The following is an 18,009-nucleotide window of genomic DNA, read 5'->3' as shown; positions in this document are numbered from 1 at the left end:
GTCCACTTGTGCGGCAGGTGGTGCTGATACCGCGCCTGGGTGGGTAACATCCCGCAGCAATACACCAGTCCAGGTGAGGGAGCGGTCATGACCGACGAGATGGACGGCGCCAACATCCGGGCTCAGTATGCGGCGCAGTTCGCAGCTGACCTGGAGAAGAACGAGAAGGAACAGGAAATTCTCCGCGCTCGCCTTCAGACGCTGGAGACCGAGCACGTGTGGCTGTCCGGCATGCGGAGCACGGTCGCTGGTCAGCAGGGTGGCTCGGGAGAGGCGGCCGCGGCACCGGAGAAGGCCGGAAGCCCGGCGAGCGCAGGAGCCGTACCACGGGCGCGTCGGGCGAAGAAGCCGGCTGCTTCCCCGGGCCGCCGGAAGAAGCCGGCGCAGGCCGGGAGCGCGGGAACGGAGCAGGTGGCACCGGCAGCACCGGCAGCCCCGGCAGCACGCGCCAGGAAGGGCGACGGACCCACTCTGGGTGAGCTGATTCTCGGCGTTCTCGGCCGGCACGGTCAGCCTCGTATGGTCAGCGAGATCGTCAAGGAGCTGGATCAGGCTCACCCGGAGCGTGTCGTGAGCGGCCCGGTGGTGCGCAGCACGGTGGAAGCCCTCGTCGCCAAGGGCCGCCTGGAGCGCGAGCGTAAGCAGGGCTCCGTGTTCTACACCGCGCCCGCGACCGAGGGAGATGCGGCGCCGGATACAGCGGGCCCGGCGACCGAGCCTGAGGCCGAAGCAGCCGCGGAGGCGACCGCGGCCGCAGCTGAGGCCTGAGCGGACCGTTGCGCGTCGTGTGCGCTCCGGACGGCCGTGCGGGCGCATGCGCAAGCGCGAGCGACACGTCGGATGCTGATGAGGGCCTGTTCCACGTCAAGGCCGAGGGGGGCAGCTCCGGCGGGTCGTATCAAGCCGATGACGCCGGTTCGCTTGACGTCGCCGCATTGACAGCACGGCTCCTCCGGACCGACCGGATATCCGGGGCCCGCCGAGCGGCCCCCGAGGCACTGCGGGCGGTCAACGCTGCCAGGCGTCAAGTCGAGCCTTCGCACGCACTGCACTACGAGGCGCTGGCTGAGCTCCTCCAGGTGGCTGCATGGATCCTCTTCGACGCCGAGCAGCACCGCCTGTCCCATGTCCTCAACCACCAAGCGCTGAAGGTGTCCCGCCGGCTTCCCGGAGAACGGCGCTCCATCGAATTGCTGGTTCGCTCGGTGCTGTGTCTCCAGCAGGCGCATCTGGGTCGTCCGAACAACTCTCTGCACATCTCGTCGGCCGTCCTTGCCGGACAGGATCTCCCGGAGCGGGTAGCAGCGATCTTCTACGTGCGCGAGGCACGTGCCTATGCCCAGCTGCGGCAGAGGAAGGAGGCGCTTCGGTCGCTCAGCGCAGCCGAGGAACTCCTGGGCAACGGTCCCTCCGACCGTGATCCGTCCTGGGCCTGGTGGTTCGACCGCACAGAGTTCACCGGCCACCGAGGGCTGACCCTGGCCGACTTGGGCGACCTCGAAGCGGCTGCCTCCCATCTTCACGATGCGACGGCAACAAGCGAGGCCCCTGCCTACCGCTCCCTCTTCTCCACCGAACTAGCGGCCACTCTGGCCCGGGCCGGTGCCTGGCGAGATGCGGACGCATGGCTGTCGCCCCTCGTCGAGATCGTGCCGCAAATGGGCTCGGTACGATCCCTCAACTCACTCATGCGTGCCACACGCATCATCGACCGGGGCCGTTCCGTCCCACGCGGCCTTCGGGACACGGCGAGGCATCTCGCCGAGCTTCTCCACCAGCAGGACGTCCGGCTTGTGACCGGTCCGGGTATCTACGCTTTCGATTCGCCCGGCATGGGAGGCGCGCGCCGCGGTGCCCTTCCCGCATCACGGACTGCACTGGCGGTCCCGTGACCTCGACTAGGGCCCGGGACAAAGGGCAGAAGATCGTCCAGCAGTTCCCCGAGAGCCCCCTGGCGCCGATGGCCAGGGAGCACCTCGAAGAGATCAGCGCCACAGCACCGGGGCAGGCTGTCACTTTGTGTTACCATCAAACGTTTGCATGTTCCTGATCGTCGGCTGTTGATCGTCGGTTGCTCGTTCCTGCCGGGCCTTCCTCGGTACGTTCCCCATACGGAAGGCTCTTCATATGAACCACCCGGACCGCCTCGACACCTCGCACGACGACCTCGACGGGACCGTGACCCCCGCCCCGCCGGTGGCCCCGGTCGCCTCCTTCGCCGAGCTGGAGCTGCCCGCCGCGGTGCTGCGCACGCTCTCCGAGCGCGGCCTGCGCGAGCCCTTCCCGATCCAGGCGGCCACGCTGCCGAGCGCCCTCGCCGGACGTGACGTCCTGGGGCGCGGGCGCACCGGATCGGGCAAGACGCTCGCCTTCGGCCTGCCGCTGCTCGTACGGACGGCAGGGCGGCGCGCGGAGCCGAAGCAGCCCCTCGCCCTGGTGCTGGTGCCCACCCGGGAGCTGGCCCAGCAGGTCAGCGAGGCGCTCGCGCCGTATGCCGACGCCCTCCGGCTGCGGATGGCCACGGTCGTCGGCGGCATGTCGATCGGCCGGCAGACCGCTGCGCTGCGCGACGGGGCAGAGGTCGTCGTCGCCACCCCCGGCCGCCTGCACGACCTCATCGAGCGCAAGGCCTGCCGCCTGGGGCGGGTACGGATCACCGTCCTCGACGAGGCCGACCAGATGTGCGACATGGGATTCCTGCCGCAGGTCACGGAAGCGCTCGACCAGGTGCACCACGACGGCCAGCGGATGCTCTTCTCGGCCACCCTGGACGGCGACGTCGACCACCTGGTCCGCCGCTACCTCCACGACCCCGTCGTCCACTCGGTCGACCCCTCCGCGGGCGCGGTCACGACGATGGACCACCACGTGCTGGTCGTCCACGGCCCCGACCGGTACGCGGTCACCACGGAGATCGCCGCCCGCGACGGCCGCGTACTGCTGTTCCTGGACACCAAGCACGCGGTCGACCAGCTCACCCGGCACCTGCGGGCCAGCGGAGTGCACGCCGCGGGCCTGCACAGCGGCAAGTCCCAGCCGCAGCGCACACGGACCCTCGCGCAGTTCAAGAACGGCCAGGTCACCGTCCTGGTGGCCACCAACGTCGCCGCCCGTGGCCTGCACGTCGACGACCTCGACCTCGTGGTCAACGTCGACCCGCCCACCGACCCCAAGGACTACCTGCACCGCGCCGGGCGCACCGCCCGCGCCGGCGAGTCCGGCCGCGTCGTCACACTGGTGCTGCCGGGCCAGCGCCGCGAGGTGACCGAGCTGATGACCGGCGCCGGCATCGAGGCGAAGACCACCAAGGTGCGCTCGGGCGAGGCGGAGCTGAGCAGGATCACCGGGGCCAAGGCCCCTTCCGGCATCCCGCTCGACGGCGGGCCGGCCGCGCCCCGGGCCAAGAACACCAACACCCCCTTCCGCGGCCTGGGCAGCAGCAAGGACACCTCCCGCGGCACCGGCGGCAAGTCCCGCAAGGCCACCGAGGCCCGTAAGCTCGCCGAGGCCCGCAGGGCGGCCCGAGTCCGCCGCGGCGGCTGAGAAGCACCACGGATCTCGTCCGGCCGGTTCCACGTGTGCACCGGCCGGAGTACCCGTGCAGGTCGGAGTACCCGTGCAGGCCGGAGCACACGTGCAGGGCGTCAGGACTTGCCCGGCTTCCGCCCTGCGGGGGAGGCGGTCACGCCTTCGGGAGGAGGTGTCGAACGGTGCCGGATCCTTAGCGTCAAGGCCATGACATCAACGAAGCCCAGCCGTCGGCGTTTTGCGGGAACACTCGGACTCGCGCTGCTCGCCCCGGTGGCGAGCGCCGGCCTCGCCCGTGCGACGCCCCGTAGTTCCGAGCGGCCGGTGGTCATGCCCCTGCCGAAGCCCACCGGACCCTACGCGGTCGGCACGGCGTCGCTGCACCTGACGGACCGGATGAGAACCGATCCGTGGCTCGGCGGCCGGGCGGCGGCGCGTGAGCTGATGGCGACCCTTTGGTACCCCGCCCGGCCGACTCCCGGTCGGCGCCCCGCACTGCAGTTGCCCGCCGGAGTAGCGGCCGAATGGCAGCGGCTCGTGGAGAGCGAGCCGGATTTCTCGGTCACCCCCGGTGGAGCCGACTGGGCGGCCACCCGGACGCACGCCGTGACCCTGGCCCCGGTACGGCCCCGGCGTGGTGGATTGCCGGTGGTCCTGTACTCGCCGGGCAGAAACGTCCCTCGAGGGTTCGGTACGGTCCTGGCCGAGGAGCTGGCAAGCCGCGGCTATCTGGTGGTGTCCTTGGACCACACCTACGAGACGATCGCCGTCGAATTCCCGGACGGCCGGGTCGTCACCGTCAAGGACGCGACGGAGAAGGCCACGTTGCGTGCGCTGGTCGACGTGCGGGTCGCAGACGTCCGGTTCGTTCTCGACGTGCTGGAGGCGCTCGGCCGAGGAGCCGCCGCGGAGATCGGTCACCGGCCGCTGCCGCCCGGCCTGGCCGGCTCCCTGAACCTGTCCGCGGTGGGCATGTTCGGCCACTCGATCGGCGGCGCCACAGCGGCCCAGGCCATGCACGACGACCCCCGCATCCGCGCGGCCGCCGATCTGGACGGCGCCGTCGGCTCCGGTCCGGACGCACTGGGTTCCGTCGTCGACGAGGGCCTCGACCGGCCGTTCCTCCTCATGAACAGCGTGCTCGGCAACCACCACGACACCGCGCTGTCGACGCTCTGGCAACACCTGCGCGGCTGGCACCGCAACCTGCAGATGCTCTCTGCGAGCCACTACGCCTACACCGACCTCCAGGCCCAGCTGCCGCCCCTCGCCGCCGCGGGCAAAATGCCCGCGGACAAGGCGGCCGGGCTCATCGGCACCGTCGACCCCACCCGCTCCCTGCGCGCACAACGCGCCTACTTGACGGCGTTCTTCGACATGCACCTCGGGCACCGCCCGGACCATGGCCTCTTCGACGGCCCGTCGACCGCCCACCCTGAGGTGTCCTTCATCGACTAGAGCCTGTCCGGCGATTGGTTGTCAGGTCATCGCGAACTTGGCGACGTACTCGTCGAAGGGCTCGATGCCGACTTCCGCACGGAGTGCGTCCATGCGCTCGGGCTCTTCACAAGGCCACGGAATGGGTGACCCGTCCTTCACGCCGGCGATCTGAGTGCCGTAGACCTGCTTGCGGCCCTCATTGACCAGCGTACGGTCGCGCAGAAAGGCCAGCTCGCGCGGGCTGGCCGAGCCTGCCGACACCGCCTGCTCCATCAGGTGGAGGGCGCGCCGCTGGACGTCGAGCTGCCGGTCGGCGTGCTGGGCGATCAGCCACGCCGCGCGTGCGGCCTCCTCGCCGACCATTTCTGCCGTCGGCCAGCCGTACTCGTCCATGATCTCGCCGAGTCGGTCGCCGTGCCGTGCGGTCAGCCGCCGCCACGCCAGCTGCTCGGCCGGGTCATCGCTGTTCGCGCTGACTGCGGACTGGTGATCTGCCACGGCCATGCCGGCGAGTTCCACCGTCAGTGCGGCCACGTCGTGCTCCACTCTCGACTCCTTGGTTGCGTCGGTGCGTTGTGCTCGTCGACCGCAACCCTAAAGGCGCAAATCAGGCGTAAAGATCATTCCGGAGAACGGTGACAGGCGCCTCTCCGAACCCGGATAATGGATCTACGCCCGGAGCCGGAGCCGGATCGCTGCGACGGTCACGGTGCCCTGGAAGACGTAGGCACGCTTGTCGAATCTCGTGGCCACGGCCCGGAAGTTCTTGAGGGCGTTGATCGTCCGCTCCACTTCGTTCCTGCGCTTGCAGATCGTCTTGTCGAAGCCGGTAGGCCGCCCGCGTCGGCCTGGTATCCGCGCCGGGCGGTGGCGGGCCCCGGCGGCATGCTGATGGGCGCGGCACGATGTGGAATCGACGCTGACCATGGACCAGTCGGTCTCTCCCTCCGCATCAGCATCAGTCTGGACGGCCCGCAGGATCCTGTCCCATGTGCCGTCAGCTGGCCACCTGAGATGCCGGTCGTGGCAGGTCTTCCACTTCCCGAACCGCGTCGGCAGGTCGCGCCACGGAATGCCGGTGCGCTGCCGGAACAGGATCCCGTTGATCACCTTGCGGTGGCACGTCCACCGCCCGCCCCGTCCCGTGGCCTTCGGCATGACACCAGCGCGGCTCGGTCACGCGATCCGTCGGACACGCCTTAGTGGGGCACCGGGTCGCCGGCGCAGCGTCGACTCGCTCCGAAAACTGACTCACCATGATCGCTCCACAGAACCGGAACCAGGACCGGTCGACGGACGGCACCCCGAAGGGATGGTGACGGCCCGTAAGAAGGAGTGGAACGGCCTGTAGCAACCCGGGCCGATCCTTTCCGACGCACGGCCCTCGCCCCGGCACTCCCGGCGAACACGCACGGTCACCGGCAGGGTGCTTCGACCCACGGAACCGATCACCGTCGTTTACGCAAGGCCGCCGGAACGCGACCCGTAGTCCGTCAGCCATACCCGTCAGGCGTGGTTGTGCGACGCGATGCACGCCGGGCAGAGTGGATCAGGGCCGCGTCAGGTATGAGAGGTTCCTTCAGGTACGTCGAGCATCCTCCCTATTCTTCCTTGTCTGTTGTAGTTCGAAGGCTAGGCTTCTGTGAGAGTACGTGTAGGTGGCAGCTGGAGACCCCTTGAGCAGGCAGTACGAGGGGCAGGGCAGGACGAGCGGGACCCCGGTCCGCAGGCCCTGGATGCCGAGCACCATCACCCCGCCTTCCGGCCCGTCGGCGTACGGAGATGCCGGCCCTTGAGCCCCAGGCCCTACAGGGCCGACGGCTGATCCGTCGGCGCCCCATAGGGCGGCGGGAACGGGCTGAGCGGGCTCGGTAGCTCGTACGAGCCCGGCTTCCCATAGGGCGGGAGTACCGGACGCCAGACGGCACCCCGGCCCGGGCCGGCCCGGAGGCGCCTTCGAAAACCCGCCCCCGCCTCGCATTCACAGGCATTCAGCCGGACAGCGACAGGGACCGCCGCCGCCATCCTCACCCCTCGCTGTCACCGCCCCCATCACCATCACCATCCCCATCACCCGAACAGGAGCTCACTTCATGCTGCCCGCAATGCCGCACGACGCACGCGAACAATTCCTCGCCGCCCCCCGCATCGGCGTCCTGGGCGTCACCGATCCCCGGGGCGGCGACCGCGCGCCCCTGGTGGTGCCGGTCTGGTACGGCTACGAACCGGGCGGTGAGATCGTCGTCGAGACGGGCCGGGAGACGGTCAAGGCCCGGCTGCTGCGCGCCGCGGGCCGGTTCAGCCTCTGCGTGCAGGACGAGCGACGGCCCTACCGCTACGTCAGCGTCGAGGGCCCGGTCACCTCCGTCGAGGACCCGATCGACCCGGCCGTGCGCGAGGCCCTGGCCCAGCGTTACCTGGACCCCGACGAGGCGCGCGACTACCTGGCGGCGACCTCGGACCAGCTCAAGCACGACATCGCCTTCCGCATGCGTCCCCAGCGCTGGCGCACCGCCGACTTCGCCGCCTTCGCCGCCGACTTCGCCGATGCCGGAGCCGGCAGCGGCACCGGCACCGGATCCGAGGCCGGAACCGACGCCGGCTGACCGCCGCCGTCCCGCGCGACCCCGTACGTCGTCCCGCACACCCCCGTAGACAGTCCGGACGAGAAGGATCCAAGAACCCGATGACCGACACCACCGTTTCGCCATCCCTGCTCCCCCGCTCCGCATCCCTGGCGGACGGCAGGCCCCCGGCCGGCTACCCGCGGGACCGCAGCCTGACCGAACTATTCGCCGCTCAGGCGGCCGCCCGGCCCGACGCACCGGCGGCCCGGCACGGGGAACGCACCCTGACGTACGGGCAACTCGACGCCCGTTCAGATGCCTTGGCGAAACGATTACTCGCACAGGGTGTCGGGCCGGACGACCTGGTCGGCGTGCGCGGCAGCCGCTCGCTGGAGGCGCTGGTGGCGTTCCTGGGCATCCTCAAGGCCGGCTGCGCGTACGTACCGCTCGACGAGGACCTGCCGCCGGCCCGGCTGCGGGCGATGGCGGAGGACGCCGGGCTGCGCGCCGCCGTGACCTTGCCGGGCAGCGCACGCCCGGTGCGCGGGCTGCGCGTGAACATCGGGCTCGACGACGCGGACGGGCAGGGGGACGGCGCCCCGGGGCCCTTCACCGGCCCCGCCCGCACCCCGTCCGCGTCCGACCGCGCCTACGTGGTCTTCACCTCCGGAACGACCGGCCGGCCCAAGCCGGTGGCGATACCGCACCGGGGCGTGGTCCGCCTCGTCCTGTCCGAGCCCGAGCTGCCGCCGCCGGGGCCGGACGACCGGGTCCTGCACGCCTACGGGCTGTCCTCCGACGCCTCGACGATAGAGATCTGGGGCGCGCTGATCACCGGCGCGTGCCTGGTGATCGCCGACCGGGAGGAACTCCTCTCGCCCCCCGCCCTGGAGCAGCTGCTCCGCACGCAGGACGTGACGGTCGCCTACCTGACGACGAGCGTCTTCCACCTCGTGGCCCGCACCAGCCCCGAAGCGCTGTCCGGGCTGCGGTTCGTCTCGGCCGGCGGCGAGGCGATGGATCCGCGGCTGGCGAACGCCGTCCTCGCGGCCTGCCCCGGCACCACGGTGGTCAACTTCTACGGTCCGACCGAGAACTCGGTGGTCTCCACCGCCCACGTGCTGCGCCGGCTGCCCGAGGACGCCACGCACGTCCCCCTGGGGCGCCCCTTCGGAGCCTCCGTCTGCCATGTCCTGCGGACGGACGGCACGCCCGCGGCACCCGGCGAGGAAGGCGAGCTGTACGTCGGCGGTGACGGGCTGGCCCTGGGCTACCTCGGCGACCCGCAGTTGACCGCCGCGCGCTTCGTATCGATGCCGGCGGTGGAGCCGGACGGGCCGCTGTACCGGACCGGCGACCGGGTGATGCGGACGGCCGACGGCCTGCTGGAGTACCGGGGCCGGCTGGACCGTCAGGTGAAGCTGCGCGGCATACGCATCGAACCGGACGAGGTCGAGGCACGGCTGCGGGCGCACCCCGCGGTCGGCGAGGCCGCCGTCGAGGCCGAGGAGGGGGCGCTGACCGCGTACGTCACCGCTGCCGAGCCCGGCCGGCCTCTCCCTCTGCAGGATCTACGCGCGTATTGTGCGCAGTGGCTGCCGCCGCAGGCCGTCCCGGTGCTCATACCCATGGGCCACTTCCCGGTGACCAGCGGCGGCAAGGTGGACCGCGCCCGGCTCAAGGCCGCCGCCCCGGCCTTCACAGCCGCCCCGGGCCCCGGAACCTCCCCCACCCCCGCAGACGGGGCGACGGCCGACGGCGCGACGGCCGACGGCATGCTCGGCGTCCTCGCCGAGGTCTGGCAGCAGGTGCTGCGCGTTCGGCCCGCACCCCAGGACGACTTCTTCCTCCTCGGCGGCGACTCCCTGCTCGCCTCCGAGGCCGTCACCCGCACCCTGGCCGTCCTGGACCTGGACGCCTCCCTGGGCTCCGGCCTGATCAGGGCGCTGCTGGCCGCGCCCGCACTGGAAAGCTTCGCGGCGGCCGTACGTGCGGCCCGCGGCGGGTCCGTGACGACGGCCGGTCCGGCCGTCGACTTCGAGAAGGAGGCCGGTCTCGGCTTCAACCTCCCGCCCGCCGAAGGACCGGCCCCACGTCCCCGGGACCCGCGGAACGTCCTGCTCACCGGCGCCTCGGGGTTCGTCGGCGCCTTCCTCCTCGACCGGCTGCTGCGTTCGACCGCGGCGCGGGTCCACTGCCCGGTACGGGCGTCGAGCCGGACGCACGCCGAACGACGGGTGCGCACCGCGCTCGCCCGCTACGGCCTGCACCCTGACGAGGCCGCCTGGCAGCGCGTGGAGTGCTTCCCCGGCGACCTGACCGAACCCGGGCTGGGCCTGGCGGACGAGCACCGGGCCGAGCTGGCCCGCACACTGGACCTGGTGGTGCACAACGGCGCCCGCGTCAACTTCCTCTACCCGTACGAGGAGCTGCGCCCGGCGAACGTGGACGGCACCCGGGAGGTCGTCCGGATCGCGGCACCACGCCGCGTGCCGGTGCACTTCGTCTCGACCGTCGCCGTCCTCGCCGGGTTCGGACCGGCAGGCGCGCGCGAGGTGGACGAGGACCTGCCGCTGGCCCACTCCGACGGGCTCACCATGGGCTACGCCGAGAGCAAGTGGGTCGCCGAAGGGGTGCTGCAGCAGGCGGCGGAGCAGGGCCTGCCGGTGGCGGTGTACCGGCCGTACGAAGTGACGGGCGACCGGACGCACGGCGTGTGCAACACCGAGACGGCCATCTGCTCGCTGTTCAAGACGATCGCCGAGACGGGGCTGGCCCCCGACATCGAGTTGCCCATGGACTTCGTGCCGGTGGACTACCTCGCCGAGTCGATCGTCCACATCGCCGTCAGCGGGCCGGCCGACGGGCGCGTCTACCACCTCACCAACCCGCGCCCGGCGATGCTGTCGGACGTCCTGGACCGGATGCGCGCGGCAGGTTTCCCGCTGCGGATGCTGCCGTACGCGCAGTGGGTGGACGAGCTGGTGCGGCACGTCGCCGAGCACCCGACGAGCGCCACGGCCCCCTTCGTGTCCCTGTGCGTCGACCGAAGCCGTACGGCGGACATGTCCGTCAAGGAGATGTACCTCAAGGACACGTTCCCGGTGCTGGGGCGGCGCAACGCCGAAGCCGCGCTGGCCGGCAGCGGGCTGGACTGCCCGCCGGTCGACTCGGCCCTGCTCGACCGCTACCTGGACTACTTCTTCACTTCGGGCTACATCGCCCGTCCCGCCGGCGACTCCGCGGAGGCCAACGCATGAGCGACCTGGAAACCGCAGCGAACGACCTCGAAGAAGCCGCAACGAACGACCCCGAAGCCCCTGCGGACGGCCTCGGAACCGTCATGAGCGCCCCCGAAGCCCTCATCGAGGTCCCGGCCGTGGAGCCCGGCACCGCCGGACCGCCGTGCGCCTATGCCCGGCTCCGCGCCGAACAGCCCGTGGTCAAGGCACAGCTGCCCAACGGTGAGACGGGCTGGCTGATCAGCCGGTACGCGGACGTGCGGGCCGCCTTCGCCGATCCCCGGCTGGAGCGCCCGCTGCTGTCGGCCTGGCCGCCCCGCGAAGGGGACGACGCGCCGCCGCCGTGCCTGCCGACGTTCCTGGAGATGACCGGGGAACACCACGAGCGGGTGCGCCGCACCGTCCTGCCGCTCTTCGGCCGCCGGCGGCTGGAGTTCATGGGCCCGCGGATCCGGGCCATGGCCGAGGAACTGCTCGACGAGATGGTGGCCGGGGCCCCGGACCACACGGCGGACCTCATCTCCGCATATGTCGAGCCGCTGCCGTTGCGCGTGCTGTGCGAGACCGTCGGGCTGCCGCACGAGGACCGCGACCTCTACCTCCCGCACACCCTCACCCTGCTCAGCGCCTCCGGGCTGTCGATGGAGGAGGTGCTGGCGGCGCTGTACGCGCTGCAGGACTACGCGTCGGAGCTCATCTCCCGCAAGGAGCAGGAGGGCGGGGGCGAGGACTACGTCCACCTGCTGCTGACCGAGAGCCGCCGCCCCGGCAGCGAGCTGACCCGGGACGACGTCGTCAGCTTCGTCGTCACCATGCTCATGGCCGGCTACAAGACCAACATGCAGCACACCGGGAACGCCCTGTTCACCCTGCTCACCCACCCTGATCAGCTGCGGCGGCTGCAGGAGGAGCCAGCCGGCATCGGTACCGCCGTGGAAGAGCTGCTGCGCTACATCCCGCTGATGAACGCCATCAACATCCTCGTCGCCAAGGAGGACTTCACCCTGCACGGGCAGCACATCCGTGCCGGCGACGCGGTCGTCCCCGTGCCGGCGTCGGCCAACCGCGACCCGGAGGCGTTCGCCGACCCCGACCGGCTCGACCTCACCCGGTCGCCCAACGCCCACGTGGCGTTCGGTCACGGCCCGCACACGTGCACCGGCGGGCACCTGACCCGGCTGCAGCTCGCCACCGCGGTCCAGGTGCTGCTGGAGCGGCTGCCCGGCATCGAGCTGGCGGTGCCGGCGGAGTCGGTCCCCTGGGACGAGACGACGCCGCTGCGCGCACCGGCACGGCTGCCGGTGCGCTGGTGACTCTTCCTGCTCCACCCGCTCCCTCCTTCCCCATCGGTTCCGCTGGAACACCGCACCGCGCTCGCTCGCCCCGGAAGAAAGGCTCGTACGACGTGACCGCACCGCAGCCGCCCATGACCGACGACGCTCCGCACGAGGAGCCGCTCCCGCACTATCCGTTCAGCACCGACGGCGACCGTCTCGCCCCCGAGCTCGCCGAACTGCGCGGCCGCTGCCCCGTGGCCCGGGTCAGCACGAACTCCGGCGGGGAGGCGTGGCTGGTCACCGGCTACCAGCTGACCCAGCACGTGCTGCGGGACCGGTCCTTCGCCCGCTCCGTGCTGGGCGAGGCCGACAGCCCCACGCAGGACGCCCAGATCCTGGCGCCCGAGCTGCTGGACGCCATGAACCACCTGCAGAAGGCCGGGCTGCGCGACGAGGTGCTCCGGGCGCTCGGCCGCAACCAGCCGGAGCTGCCCGCCGACTGGGTCGCCGACGTCACCCGTGAGGGCCTGGAGGCGATGGTCCGGGAGGGCTCACCGGGCGATCTGCAGCGGCACTTCGCGGAATGGGTCGCCGCCCAGTGCATGTGCAGGCTGCTCGGCCTGCCCTTCGCGGACCGCGAGTGGCTGGCCCGGCGTGCCGACATGGACCTCACGATGGTCACGTACACGCCGGAGGAGCTCGCCCGCAACTGGGAGGAGATCCGTGTCTACATGCAGGAGCACATGGCCGGCCGCCGCCCCGGCGAGCCGCGCGGCCTGGCGGACCGCCTCGCCGACCTCAACGCCGAGCACGAGGGACTGACCGACCAGCAGCTGTCCAACATCGTCTCGGTGCTGTTCGTCAGCGGCTACGAGGACTTCGCGAGCTTCCTGGGCGTGGCGGCCGTCAACCTCCTGCAGAGGCCGGAGGTGATGAGCGCGGTACGGGCCCGCCCCGAGACCATGCCGCAGTGCGTGGAAGAGCTGCTGCGGTACAGCGTCGTCCTGGGCAACGCCATCCCGCGCTACGTCACCGAGGACACCGAGCTCGGCTCCGCCTCCGTCAGCGAGGGCGACCTGGTGCTGCTGTCCCTGGACGCGGTCAACTTCGACCCGGCCGCGTTCACCGACCCCGAGGCCTTCGACCCGGACCGCTCCCCCAACCCCCACCTGCGGTTCGGCTACGGCCGCCACCACTGCCCCGGCGCGCACCTCGTCCGCCGCCAGTCCGAGACGGCCTTCCGCGTCCTCCTCGACCGGCTGCCGGCCATCCGCCTCGCGGTACCGGCGGATGAGGTGCCCTGGCACCCCAACCGGATGGCGATCATGGCTGCCGGGATCCCGGTCACCTGGTGAGGTCACGGTAGAGCGGGTCGGTGGGTTCTGAGCACACGTCGCGGCCCCCTGCGGGCCGCGGCAGCCAGGAGCGCCGGACGGCCGGCGCATCCGACGTATCAAACTCTTGGCCGACTGCCGGACGTCCGTAGTAGGTTCGCCTTCGGAACGCATGGCGTAGCGAAAGGGAATCCACGTGTCCCAGCAGACCTGGACGGCCGTCGACGACTACTTCAACGGCCTGCTGGTCGAGGAGGACGACGCCCTTCTCGCGGCCGTCGCGGACAGTGCAGCGGCGGGGCTGCCCGCGCACCAGGTCGCCCCCAATCAGGGCAAGTTGCTGAACCTGCTGGCGATGCTCCAGGGCGCCCGCACGGTCCTGGAGATCGGCACGCTCGGTGGCTACAGCACCATCTGGCTCGCCCGGGCCCTGCCTGCGGAGGGACGCCTGGTCACTCTCGAAGCCGACGAGAAGTGTGCCGCCGTAGCCGCCGCAAACATCTCCCGCGCCGGGCTGGATCACATCGTCGACCTTCGCGTCGGCAAGGCCGTGGATTCACTGGCCCGGCTGGCGGACGAGGGCCAGGACTCGTTCGACCTGGTCTTCATCGACGCCGACAAGCCGTCCAACCCGGCCTACCTGGAGTGGGCGTTGAAGCTCACCCGGCCCGGTAGCGTCATCATCGGTGACAACGTGGTCCGTGACGGCGCGGTCACCGACCCGGCCAGTGCCGACCCCCACATCCAGGGCGTCCGCCGCTTCACCGAGCTGATCGCGGAGCACCCCCGCCTCACCGCCACCGCGATCCAGACCGTCGGCGCCAAGGGCCACGACGGCTTCGCCCTCGCAGTCGTCACCCGCTAGAGAGCCGGAGGGGCATGGCATGGCCCGCGTCGTCGAGATGTCGTACTACCCCATCAAGGGCTGTGCCGGCGTGGCCACCCGGGAGGCCGTCCTGACGCCCGCCGGGCTCGCGCACGACCGGAGCTTCATGGTCATCAGCGAAGAGGGCGTCTTCCGCTCGCAGCGCCGGGACCCCCGGCTGGCCCTGATCCGGCCCGCCATCGGTGACGACGGCGAACGGCTCACCCTCCGCGCGCCGGACACCGAGGCAGTGGACCTGCCCGTGGACACCTCGGGTCCCCGCCGGCCGGTCGACCTGTTCGGGACCGCCTACCAGGGCATCGACCAGGGCGACACGGCCGCCGCATGGCTCTCCGACGTGCTCCGCTCCCCCAGCCGCCTGGTGCGTGTGCCGCCGGAGCACCGCCGGGTGACCGACGGCAGAACACCGGGCACCTCCGGCTACGCCGACAGCTGCGCCCTGCACGTCATCTCACGCTCCACCCTCGAACTGCTCAACCACAAGCTGGCCGAACGCGGCACGGCGCCGCTGCCCATGAACCGCTTCCGCCCGAACATCGTGGTCGACGGCTGGGACGAGCCCCATACCGAGGACCGGGCCCACGCCTTCAGCATCGGCACGACCGAACTGGGCTACGCCAAGCTCGCCATCCGTTGTGCCGTCACCCTCGTCGAACAGGAGTCGGCGGAGAAGGCGGGCCCGGAACCACTGCGCACCCTCGCAGGCTACCGGCGGGCCGTCGAGGGCGGAGTCGCCTTCGGTACGAAGCTCGCCGTCCTCCGGCCCGGCAAGGTGTCCGTCGGCGACGACGTGACCGTCACGTCGTGGGGCGAGTCCGAGCTGTACGCCTCCCACGGCCGCCCGGTCGAACCGCCGAGCGGTCCCGGAGGCCCGGCGAGCACCATGACCGCCGAGGCACGCCTGTCAGTAGCCGACGGTGAAGCGGCGCTGGGCGAAGCGCGGTAGTTCCACCTCCGGGCTGCCTGCGCATATGCCGTCGGGTCGGCGACCGGGCGCCGGATGGTGTCCGCGATGTCCTTCGCCGCGTTGCCGGGCTGCCGGGACCGCCGGGCTCGCTCAGCCCCGGTAGGCGCGGGCGAGGGCGAGGGAGTCCTCGTAGATGCGGTAGGCGGTGATGCGCCCGTCGCGGACGGTGAAGCGTATGACGAACTCGTCGTCGTAGACCGCCCCGGTGGCGTGCATGCGAAAGACGAACCGGCCGTTCACCAGGACCTGGTCCGGGCCGAGCGCCGTCATCCCGTACAGCTCGAAGTCCTTCCGCTCCCCGGCGCCGGCGAGCAGGGGGAACCATTCGCGCATGGCCGCGTGCCCGGTGCGCCGCCCCGCCCAGGGAACCAGCGCGGCGTCACCGGGGACGAACCACTCGACCTCCGGGTCGAGCAGAGCGAACACCGCGTCCATGTCGCCGTGACCGAATGCCTCGAAGTACGCCTCGACGGTGTGGAGTGCGGTGGTCCGGAGGGAGGTGGAGGTGCCTGCGGAGGCGGAGTCGGGCGTGGTCATGGGGTCCTCGTTTCGTTGTCGCCGTGCTGCTTGACGTGATCAACCCTGCCCGGGGACTTGTTTGCCTGCAAGGCAGTCTTGAGCAGACAATGTCTGCCCTGGAGGCATACATGGAGATCAGAGTCCTCGGCTACGTCGTCGCCGTAGCCGAAACCGGCACCCTCGTCGCCGCCGCCGAGCGCCTGCACCTCACCCAGCCGACGCTCAGCCGCCAGCTGCGCGACCTCGAACGCCGCCTGGGCACCCCCCTGTTCCACCGCGAGGGCCGTCGCATGACCCCCACTCCGGCGGGCGAGGCCCTGCTCGCCCGTGCCCGGGTGATCCTCGCCGAGGCCGAGGCCGCACAGGAGGACGTGCGACTGGCGGCACAGGGCCTGCGCGGGCGGCTGACCATCACCTTCGCCGGGTCCGGGATCAACGGCCCGCTCGGCGCCGCCCTGCGCACCGTCCGCGAGACGCTCCCCGACGTCGAGCTCCGCTTGGTGGAGAGCTTCAACGACGCTCAGATGTCCGCCGAGGTACTGGAAGGCCGCTGCGACCTCGCCGTGCAGCGGCTGCCCGCGCAGGACGAACGGCTCGCCGTGCGCGAGTGGTGGCGCGAGCCCTTCACGCTCTTCCTGCCCGCCGCACACCCGTTGGCCGCGGGCGACGGCGGACTGCCGCTCACCGCACTCGGCGACGTGCCCCTGGTGCTGTGGCCACGGGAAGTCTCACCGCTGTCGTACGACGAGATCGCCTCCCTGTGCCGGCAGGCCGGGGTCGTCCCGCGGATCGCCGCTGAGGCCCGTACGGTGCAGACACTCCTGGCGCTGGCCGCGGCCGGCTTCGGCGCCGCCGTGCTCGCCGACTCCTACCGGGTGCTGCACCGCACCGGCGTCACCCCGCGCCCGCTCGCCGGCGCCACCACGTCCAACTCCCTGGTCTGGCGCCGCGACACGAGCAACCCGCTGGTGGCCCGCTTCCGCGAACTGATCCACCGGTGAGCCGCGGCGTGGTGAGGCGGCCGGTCGCCCGTTGAAGCAGAGGCCCCCGGCACTGCCTGGGGTGGACTGGCCCACCATGCACGACGCGGGGCCGGACGGCGGCTCCTTCCACCGTGCCGAGCGCCGTCAGGCGCGGAAGGTGAGTCGTTTGACCTCGCGGAGGATGGGGGCGGTCTCGATGGACTGGATGCCCGGGAGCGAGCCGATGCGGTGGTCGAGGTAGTGGTGGAGGTCGTGGTCGCCGCGGAAGACTCCGCTGGCCACGAGGTTGTGCGGACCCGTGGTGGCGGCCGCGAAAGCGATTTCGGGGTGGGCGGCCAGGGCGCGGCCGGCGGCCGAGGCTTCTCCGGGAGCCACTCGCAGCCAGAGGTGGGTCATCAGGTCGTAGCCCAGGTGCCGGGGTGCGAAGTCCACGGAGAAGCCCAGTGCGCCCTGGGCTTTGAGGTGTTCGAGGCGGCGCTGGACGCTGGAGGGCGAGCGGCCGGTGGCGGCCGCGAGCTCGGGCAGGGCTGCCCGGCCGTCCTTGGCCAGCTCGGCGAGGAGGGCGAGGTCGGTGGCGTCCAGGGACAACGGCGCGGGAGGCTCGCGGAACTCCGGGGCCGGCGCTGGGATGCCCTCCACCTGAACCCTACGGGCCGGGCCGAACGGGATGCCGCTGGCGTACCACGTACTGGTGATGCCGGTGAAGACGCGTAGCAGGCAGTGCGCGTCGACGCTCGTCAGACCAGGGGTGCGGGGCAGCTTCTCCAAAAGGAGCTTGTCCCGCTCGTGCCGCGTGGAGGTGGTGAGAGCGCAGTACAGCTCGGTGCCCCCGGAGGCCAGCGAGATCCAGCTGGTGTCGGGCCGGCGGGCCAGGGCCTGGGCGACCGAGCCCGCGGAGCCGGGAGCGCAGTGGAGGCGCAGCAGCCAACGGGTCATGCCCAGCCGTGCCGGTACGGGCTGGCCGACGACGCGGAGGCCCAGCGTGCACAGTCGGCTGTAGCGGCGGGCCAGCGTGCGTTCCGAGGCGCCCAGGCGGCGCGCGATGCGGCTCAGGGCGGCCCGTCCGTCGAGTTGGAGTGCCTGTAACAGCCCTAGTTCCAGGGTGTCGAAGGTGCCCGATCCCGTCACCGTGGCCTCCCCTCCCGTGCCTCACGCCACCTCGTGATCTCCGCGACAGGACCCGACGATAGACGGCCCGGGTCCCAACCGGGCCCGCAGCCTGCCGCATTCTCCCGCCCCACCGGCCGGAGTCGCCTGTTCCTCCCG

Annotated in this window: 15 protein-coding genes; 11 read left to right on the top strand and 4 right to left on the bottom strand. The window is 71.5% G+C overall.

Annotated elements, in window-relative coordinates:
• Nucleotides 1-99: 99 nt before the first annotated feature.
• From V7793_RS01205 to V7793_RS01190, 4 genes are all read left to right on the top strand, one after another.
• Nucleotides 100-768: a hypothetical protein gene (locus tag V7793_RS01205; protein WP_335580965.1), complete on the top strand. Its 669-nt coding sequence runs from the start codon at nucleotides 100-102 to the stop codon at nucleotides 766-768.
• A 17-nt stretch (nucleotides 769-785) separates the two neighbouring features.
• Nucleotides 786-1,892, top strand: a complete 1,107-nt coding sequence (locus V7793_RS01200; protein WP_335580964.1) for a hypothetical protein — start codon at nucleotides 786-788, stop codon at nucleotides 1,890-1,892.
• 235 nt (nucleotides 1,893-2,127) lie between these two features.
• Nucleotides 2,128-3,543 (top strand): DEAD/DEAH box helicase, encoded by a 1,416-nt coding sequence (locus tag V7793_RS01195; RefSeq protein WP_335580963.1) that lies wholly within the window; start codon nucleotides 2,128-2,130, stop codon nucleotides 3,541-3,543.
• A 192-nt stretch (nucleotides 3,544-3,735) separates the two neighbouring features.
• A complete protein-coding gene (locus V7793_RS01190; protein ID WP_335580962.1) occupies nucleotides 3,736-4,986 on the top strand; it encodes an alpha/beta hydrolase family protein in 1,251 nt (416 codons plus the stop codon).
• A gap of 21 nt (nucleotides 4,987-5,007) precedes the next feature.
• Here V7793_RS01190 and V7793_RS01185 read toward each other — a convergent pair whose 3' ends face one another.
• Both V7793_RS01185 and V7793_RS01180 read right to left on the bottom strand, forming a co-directional pair.
• Entirely contained in the window at nucleotides 5,008-5,514 is a 507-nt protein-coding gene (locus V7793_RS01185; RefSeq protein ID WP_335580961.1) for a DUF6624 domain-containing protein, read from the bottom strand.
• A 123-nt stretch (nucleotides 5,515-5,637) separates the two neighbouring features.
• Nucleotides 5,638-6,126 (bottom strand): transposase, encoded by a 489-nt coding sequence (locus V7793_RS01180; protein WP_335580960.1) that lies wholly within the window; start codon nucleotides 6,124-6,126, stop codon nucleotides 5,638-5,640.
• A gap of 935 nt (nucleotides 6,127-7,061) precedes the next feature.
• On the opposite strand from V7793_RS01180, the gene V7793_RS01175 reads away from it, so the two are divergent.
• The 6 genes from V7793_RS01175 to V7793_RS01150 all read left to right on the top strand — a co-directional run bounded on the left by V7793_RS01175 (nucleotide 7,062) and on the right by V7793_RS01150 (nucleotide 15,220).
• Nucleotides 7,062-7,574: a pyridoxamine 5'-phosphate oxidase family protein gene (locus V7793_RS01175; protein WP_335580959.1), complete on the top strand. Its 513-nt coding sequence runs from the start codon at nucleotides 7,062-7,064 to the stop codon at nucleotides 7,572-7,574.
• Nucleotides 7,575-7,654: 80 nt separating this feature from the next.
• The gene (locus V7793_RS01170) at nucleotides 7,655-10,795 is read left to right on the top strand and encodes an amino acid adenylation domain-containing protein (RefSeq protein WP_335580958.1); all 3,141 of its coding nucleotides are present in this window, start codon (nucleotides 7,655-7,657) and stop codon (nucleotides 10,793-10,795) included.
• On the top strand, nucleotides 10,792-12,090 hold the full coding sequence (locus V7793_RS01165; RefSeq protein WP_335580957.1) for a cytochrome P450 family protein: 1,299 nt from the start codon (nucleotides 10,792-10,794) through the stop codon (nucleotides 12,088-12,090). The genes V7793_RS01170 and V7793_RS01165 overlap by 4 nt, the downstream gene beginning before the upstream one ends.
• A gap of 92 nt (nucleotides 12,091-12,182) precedes the next feature.
• The gene (locus V7793_RS01160) at nucleotides 12,183-13,409 is read left to right on the top strand and encodes a cytochrome P450 (protein ID WP_335580956.1); all 1,227 of its coding nucleotides are present in this window, start codon (nucleotides 12,183-12,185) and stop codon (nucleotides 13,407-13,409) included.
• A gap of 175 nt (nucleotides 13,410-13,584) precedes the next feature.
• On the top strand, nucleotides 13,585-14,253 hold the full coding sequence (locus tag V7793_RS01155; RefSeq protein ID WP_335580955.1) for an O-methyltransferase: 669 nt from the start codon (nucleotides 13,585-13,587) through the stop codon (nucleotides 14,251-14,253).
• 19 nt (nucleotides 14,254-14,272) lie between these two features.
• The gene (locus V7793_RS01150) at nucleotides 14,273-15,220 is read left to right on the top strand and encodes an MOSC domain-containing protein (protein ID WP_335580954.1); all 948 of its coding nucleotides are present in this window, start codon (nucleotides 14,273-14,275) and stop codon (nucleotides 15,218-15,220) included.
• 111 nt (nucleotides 15,221-15,331) lie between these two features.
• Here the strand turns inward: V7793_RS01150 and V7793_RS01145 are convergent, their stop codons facing one another.
• Entirely contained in the window at nucleotides 15,332-15,778 is a 447-nt protein-coding gene (locus V7793_RS01145) for a nuclear transport factor 2 family protein (RefSeq protein ID WP_335580953.1), read from the bottom strand.
• A gap of 110 nt (nucleotides 15,779-15,888) precedes the next feature.
• Between V7793_RS01145 and V7793_RS01140 the strand changes: the two genes are divergently transcribed.
• Nucleotides 15,889-16,761 (top strand): LysR family transcriptional regulator, encoded by an 873-nt coding sequence (locus V7793_RS01140; RefSeq protein WP_335580952.1) that lies wholly within the window; start codon nucleotides 15,889-15,891, stop codon nucleotides 16,759-16,761.
• 126 nt (nucleotides 16,762-16,887) lie between these two features.
• Here the strand turns inward: V7793_RS01140 and V7793_RS01135 are convergent, their stop codons facing one another.
• Nucleotides 16,888-17,871, bottom strand: a complete 984-nt coding sequence (locus V7793_RS01135) for an Lrp/AsnC family transcriptional regulator (protein ID WP_335580951.1) — start codon at nucleotides 17,869-17,871, stop codon at nucleotides 16,888-16,890.
• Nucleotides 17,872-18,009: the final 138 nt, after the last annotated feature.

The organism is Streptomyces sp. KLMMK, assembly GCF_036961605.1.
Lineage (GTDB): Bacteria > Actinomycetota > Actinomycetes > Streptomycetales > Streptomycetaceae > Streptomyces > Streptomyces telluris.
Note: the sequence above shows the minus strand (reverse complement) of the source record. Positions and strands in the feature narration are given on the sequence as shown.

Bases quoted from the DNA above. Each gene is read 5' to 3' on its own strand.
- V7793_RS01205 (WP_335580965.1), top strand. From the start codon at position 100: ATGGACGGCGCCAACATCCGGGCTCAGTATGCGGCGCAGTTCGCAGCT.
- V7793_RS01195 (WP_335580963.1), top strand. From the start codon at position 2,128: ATGAACCACCCGGACCGCCTCGACACCTCGCACGACGACCTCGACGGG.
- V7793_RS01190 (WP_335580962.1), top strand. From the start codon at position 3,736: ATGACATCAACGAAGCCCAGCCGTCGGCGTTTTGCGGGAACACTCGGA.
- V7793_RS01180 (WP_335580960.1), bottom strand. From the start codon at position 6,126: ATGCCGAAGGCCACGGGACGGGGCGGGCGGTGGACGTGCCACCGCAAG.
- V7793_RS01175 (WP_335580959.1), top strand. From the start codon at position 7,062: ATGCTGCCCGCAATGCCGCACGACGCACGCGAACAATTCCTCGCCGCC.
- V7793_RS01170 (WP_335580958.1), top strand. From the start codon at position 7,655: ATGACCGACACCACCGTTTCGCCATCCCTGCTCCCCCGCTCCGCATCC.
- V7793_RS01165 (WP_335580957.1), top strand. From the start codon at position 10,792: ATGAGCGACCTGGAAACCGCAGCGAACGACCTCGAAGAAGCCGCAACG.
- V7793_RS01150 (WP_335580954.1), top strand. From the start codon at position 14,273: ATGGCCCGCGTCGTCGAGATGTCGTACTACCCCATCAAGGGCTGTGCC.
- V7793_RS01145 (WP_335580953.1), bottom strand. From the start codon at position 15,778: ATGACCACGCCCGACTCCGCCTCCGCAGGCACCTCCACCTCCCTCCGG.
- V7793_RS01140 (WP_335580952.1), top strand. From the start codon at position 15,889: ATGGAGATCAGAGTCCTCGGCTACGTCGTCGCCGTAGCCGAAACCGGC.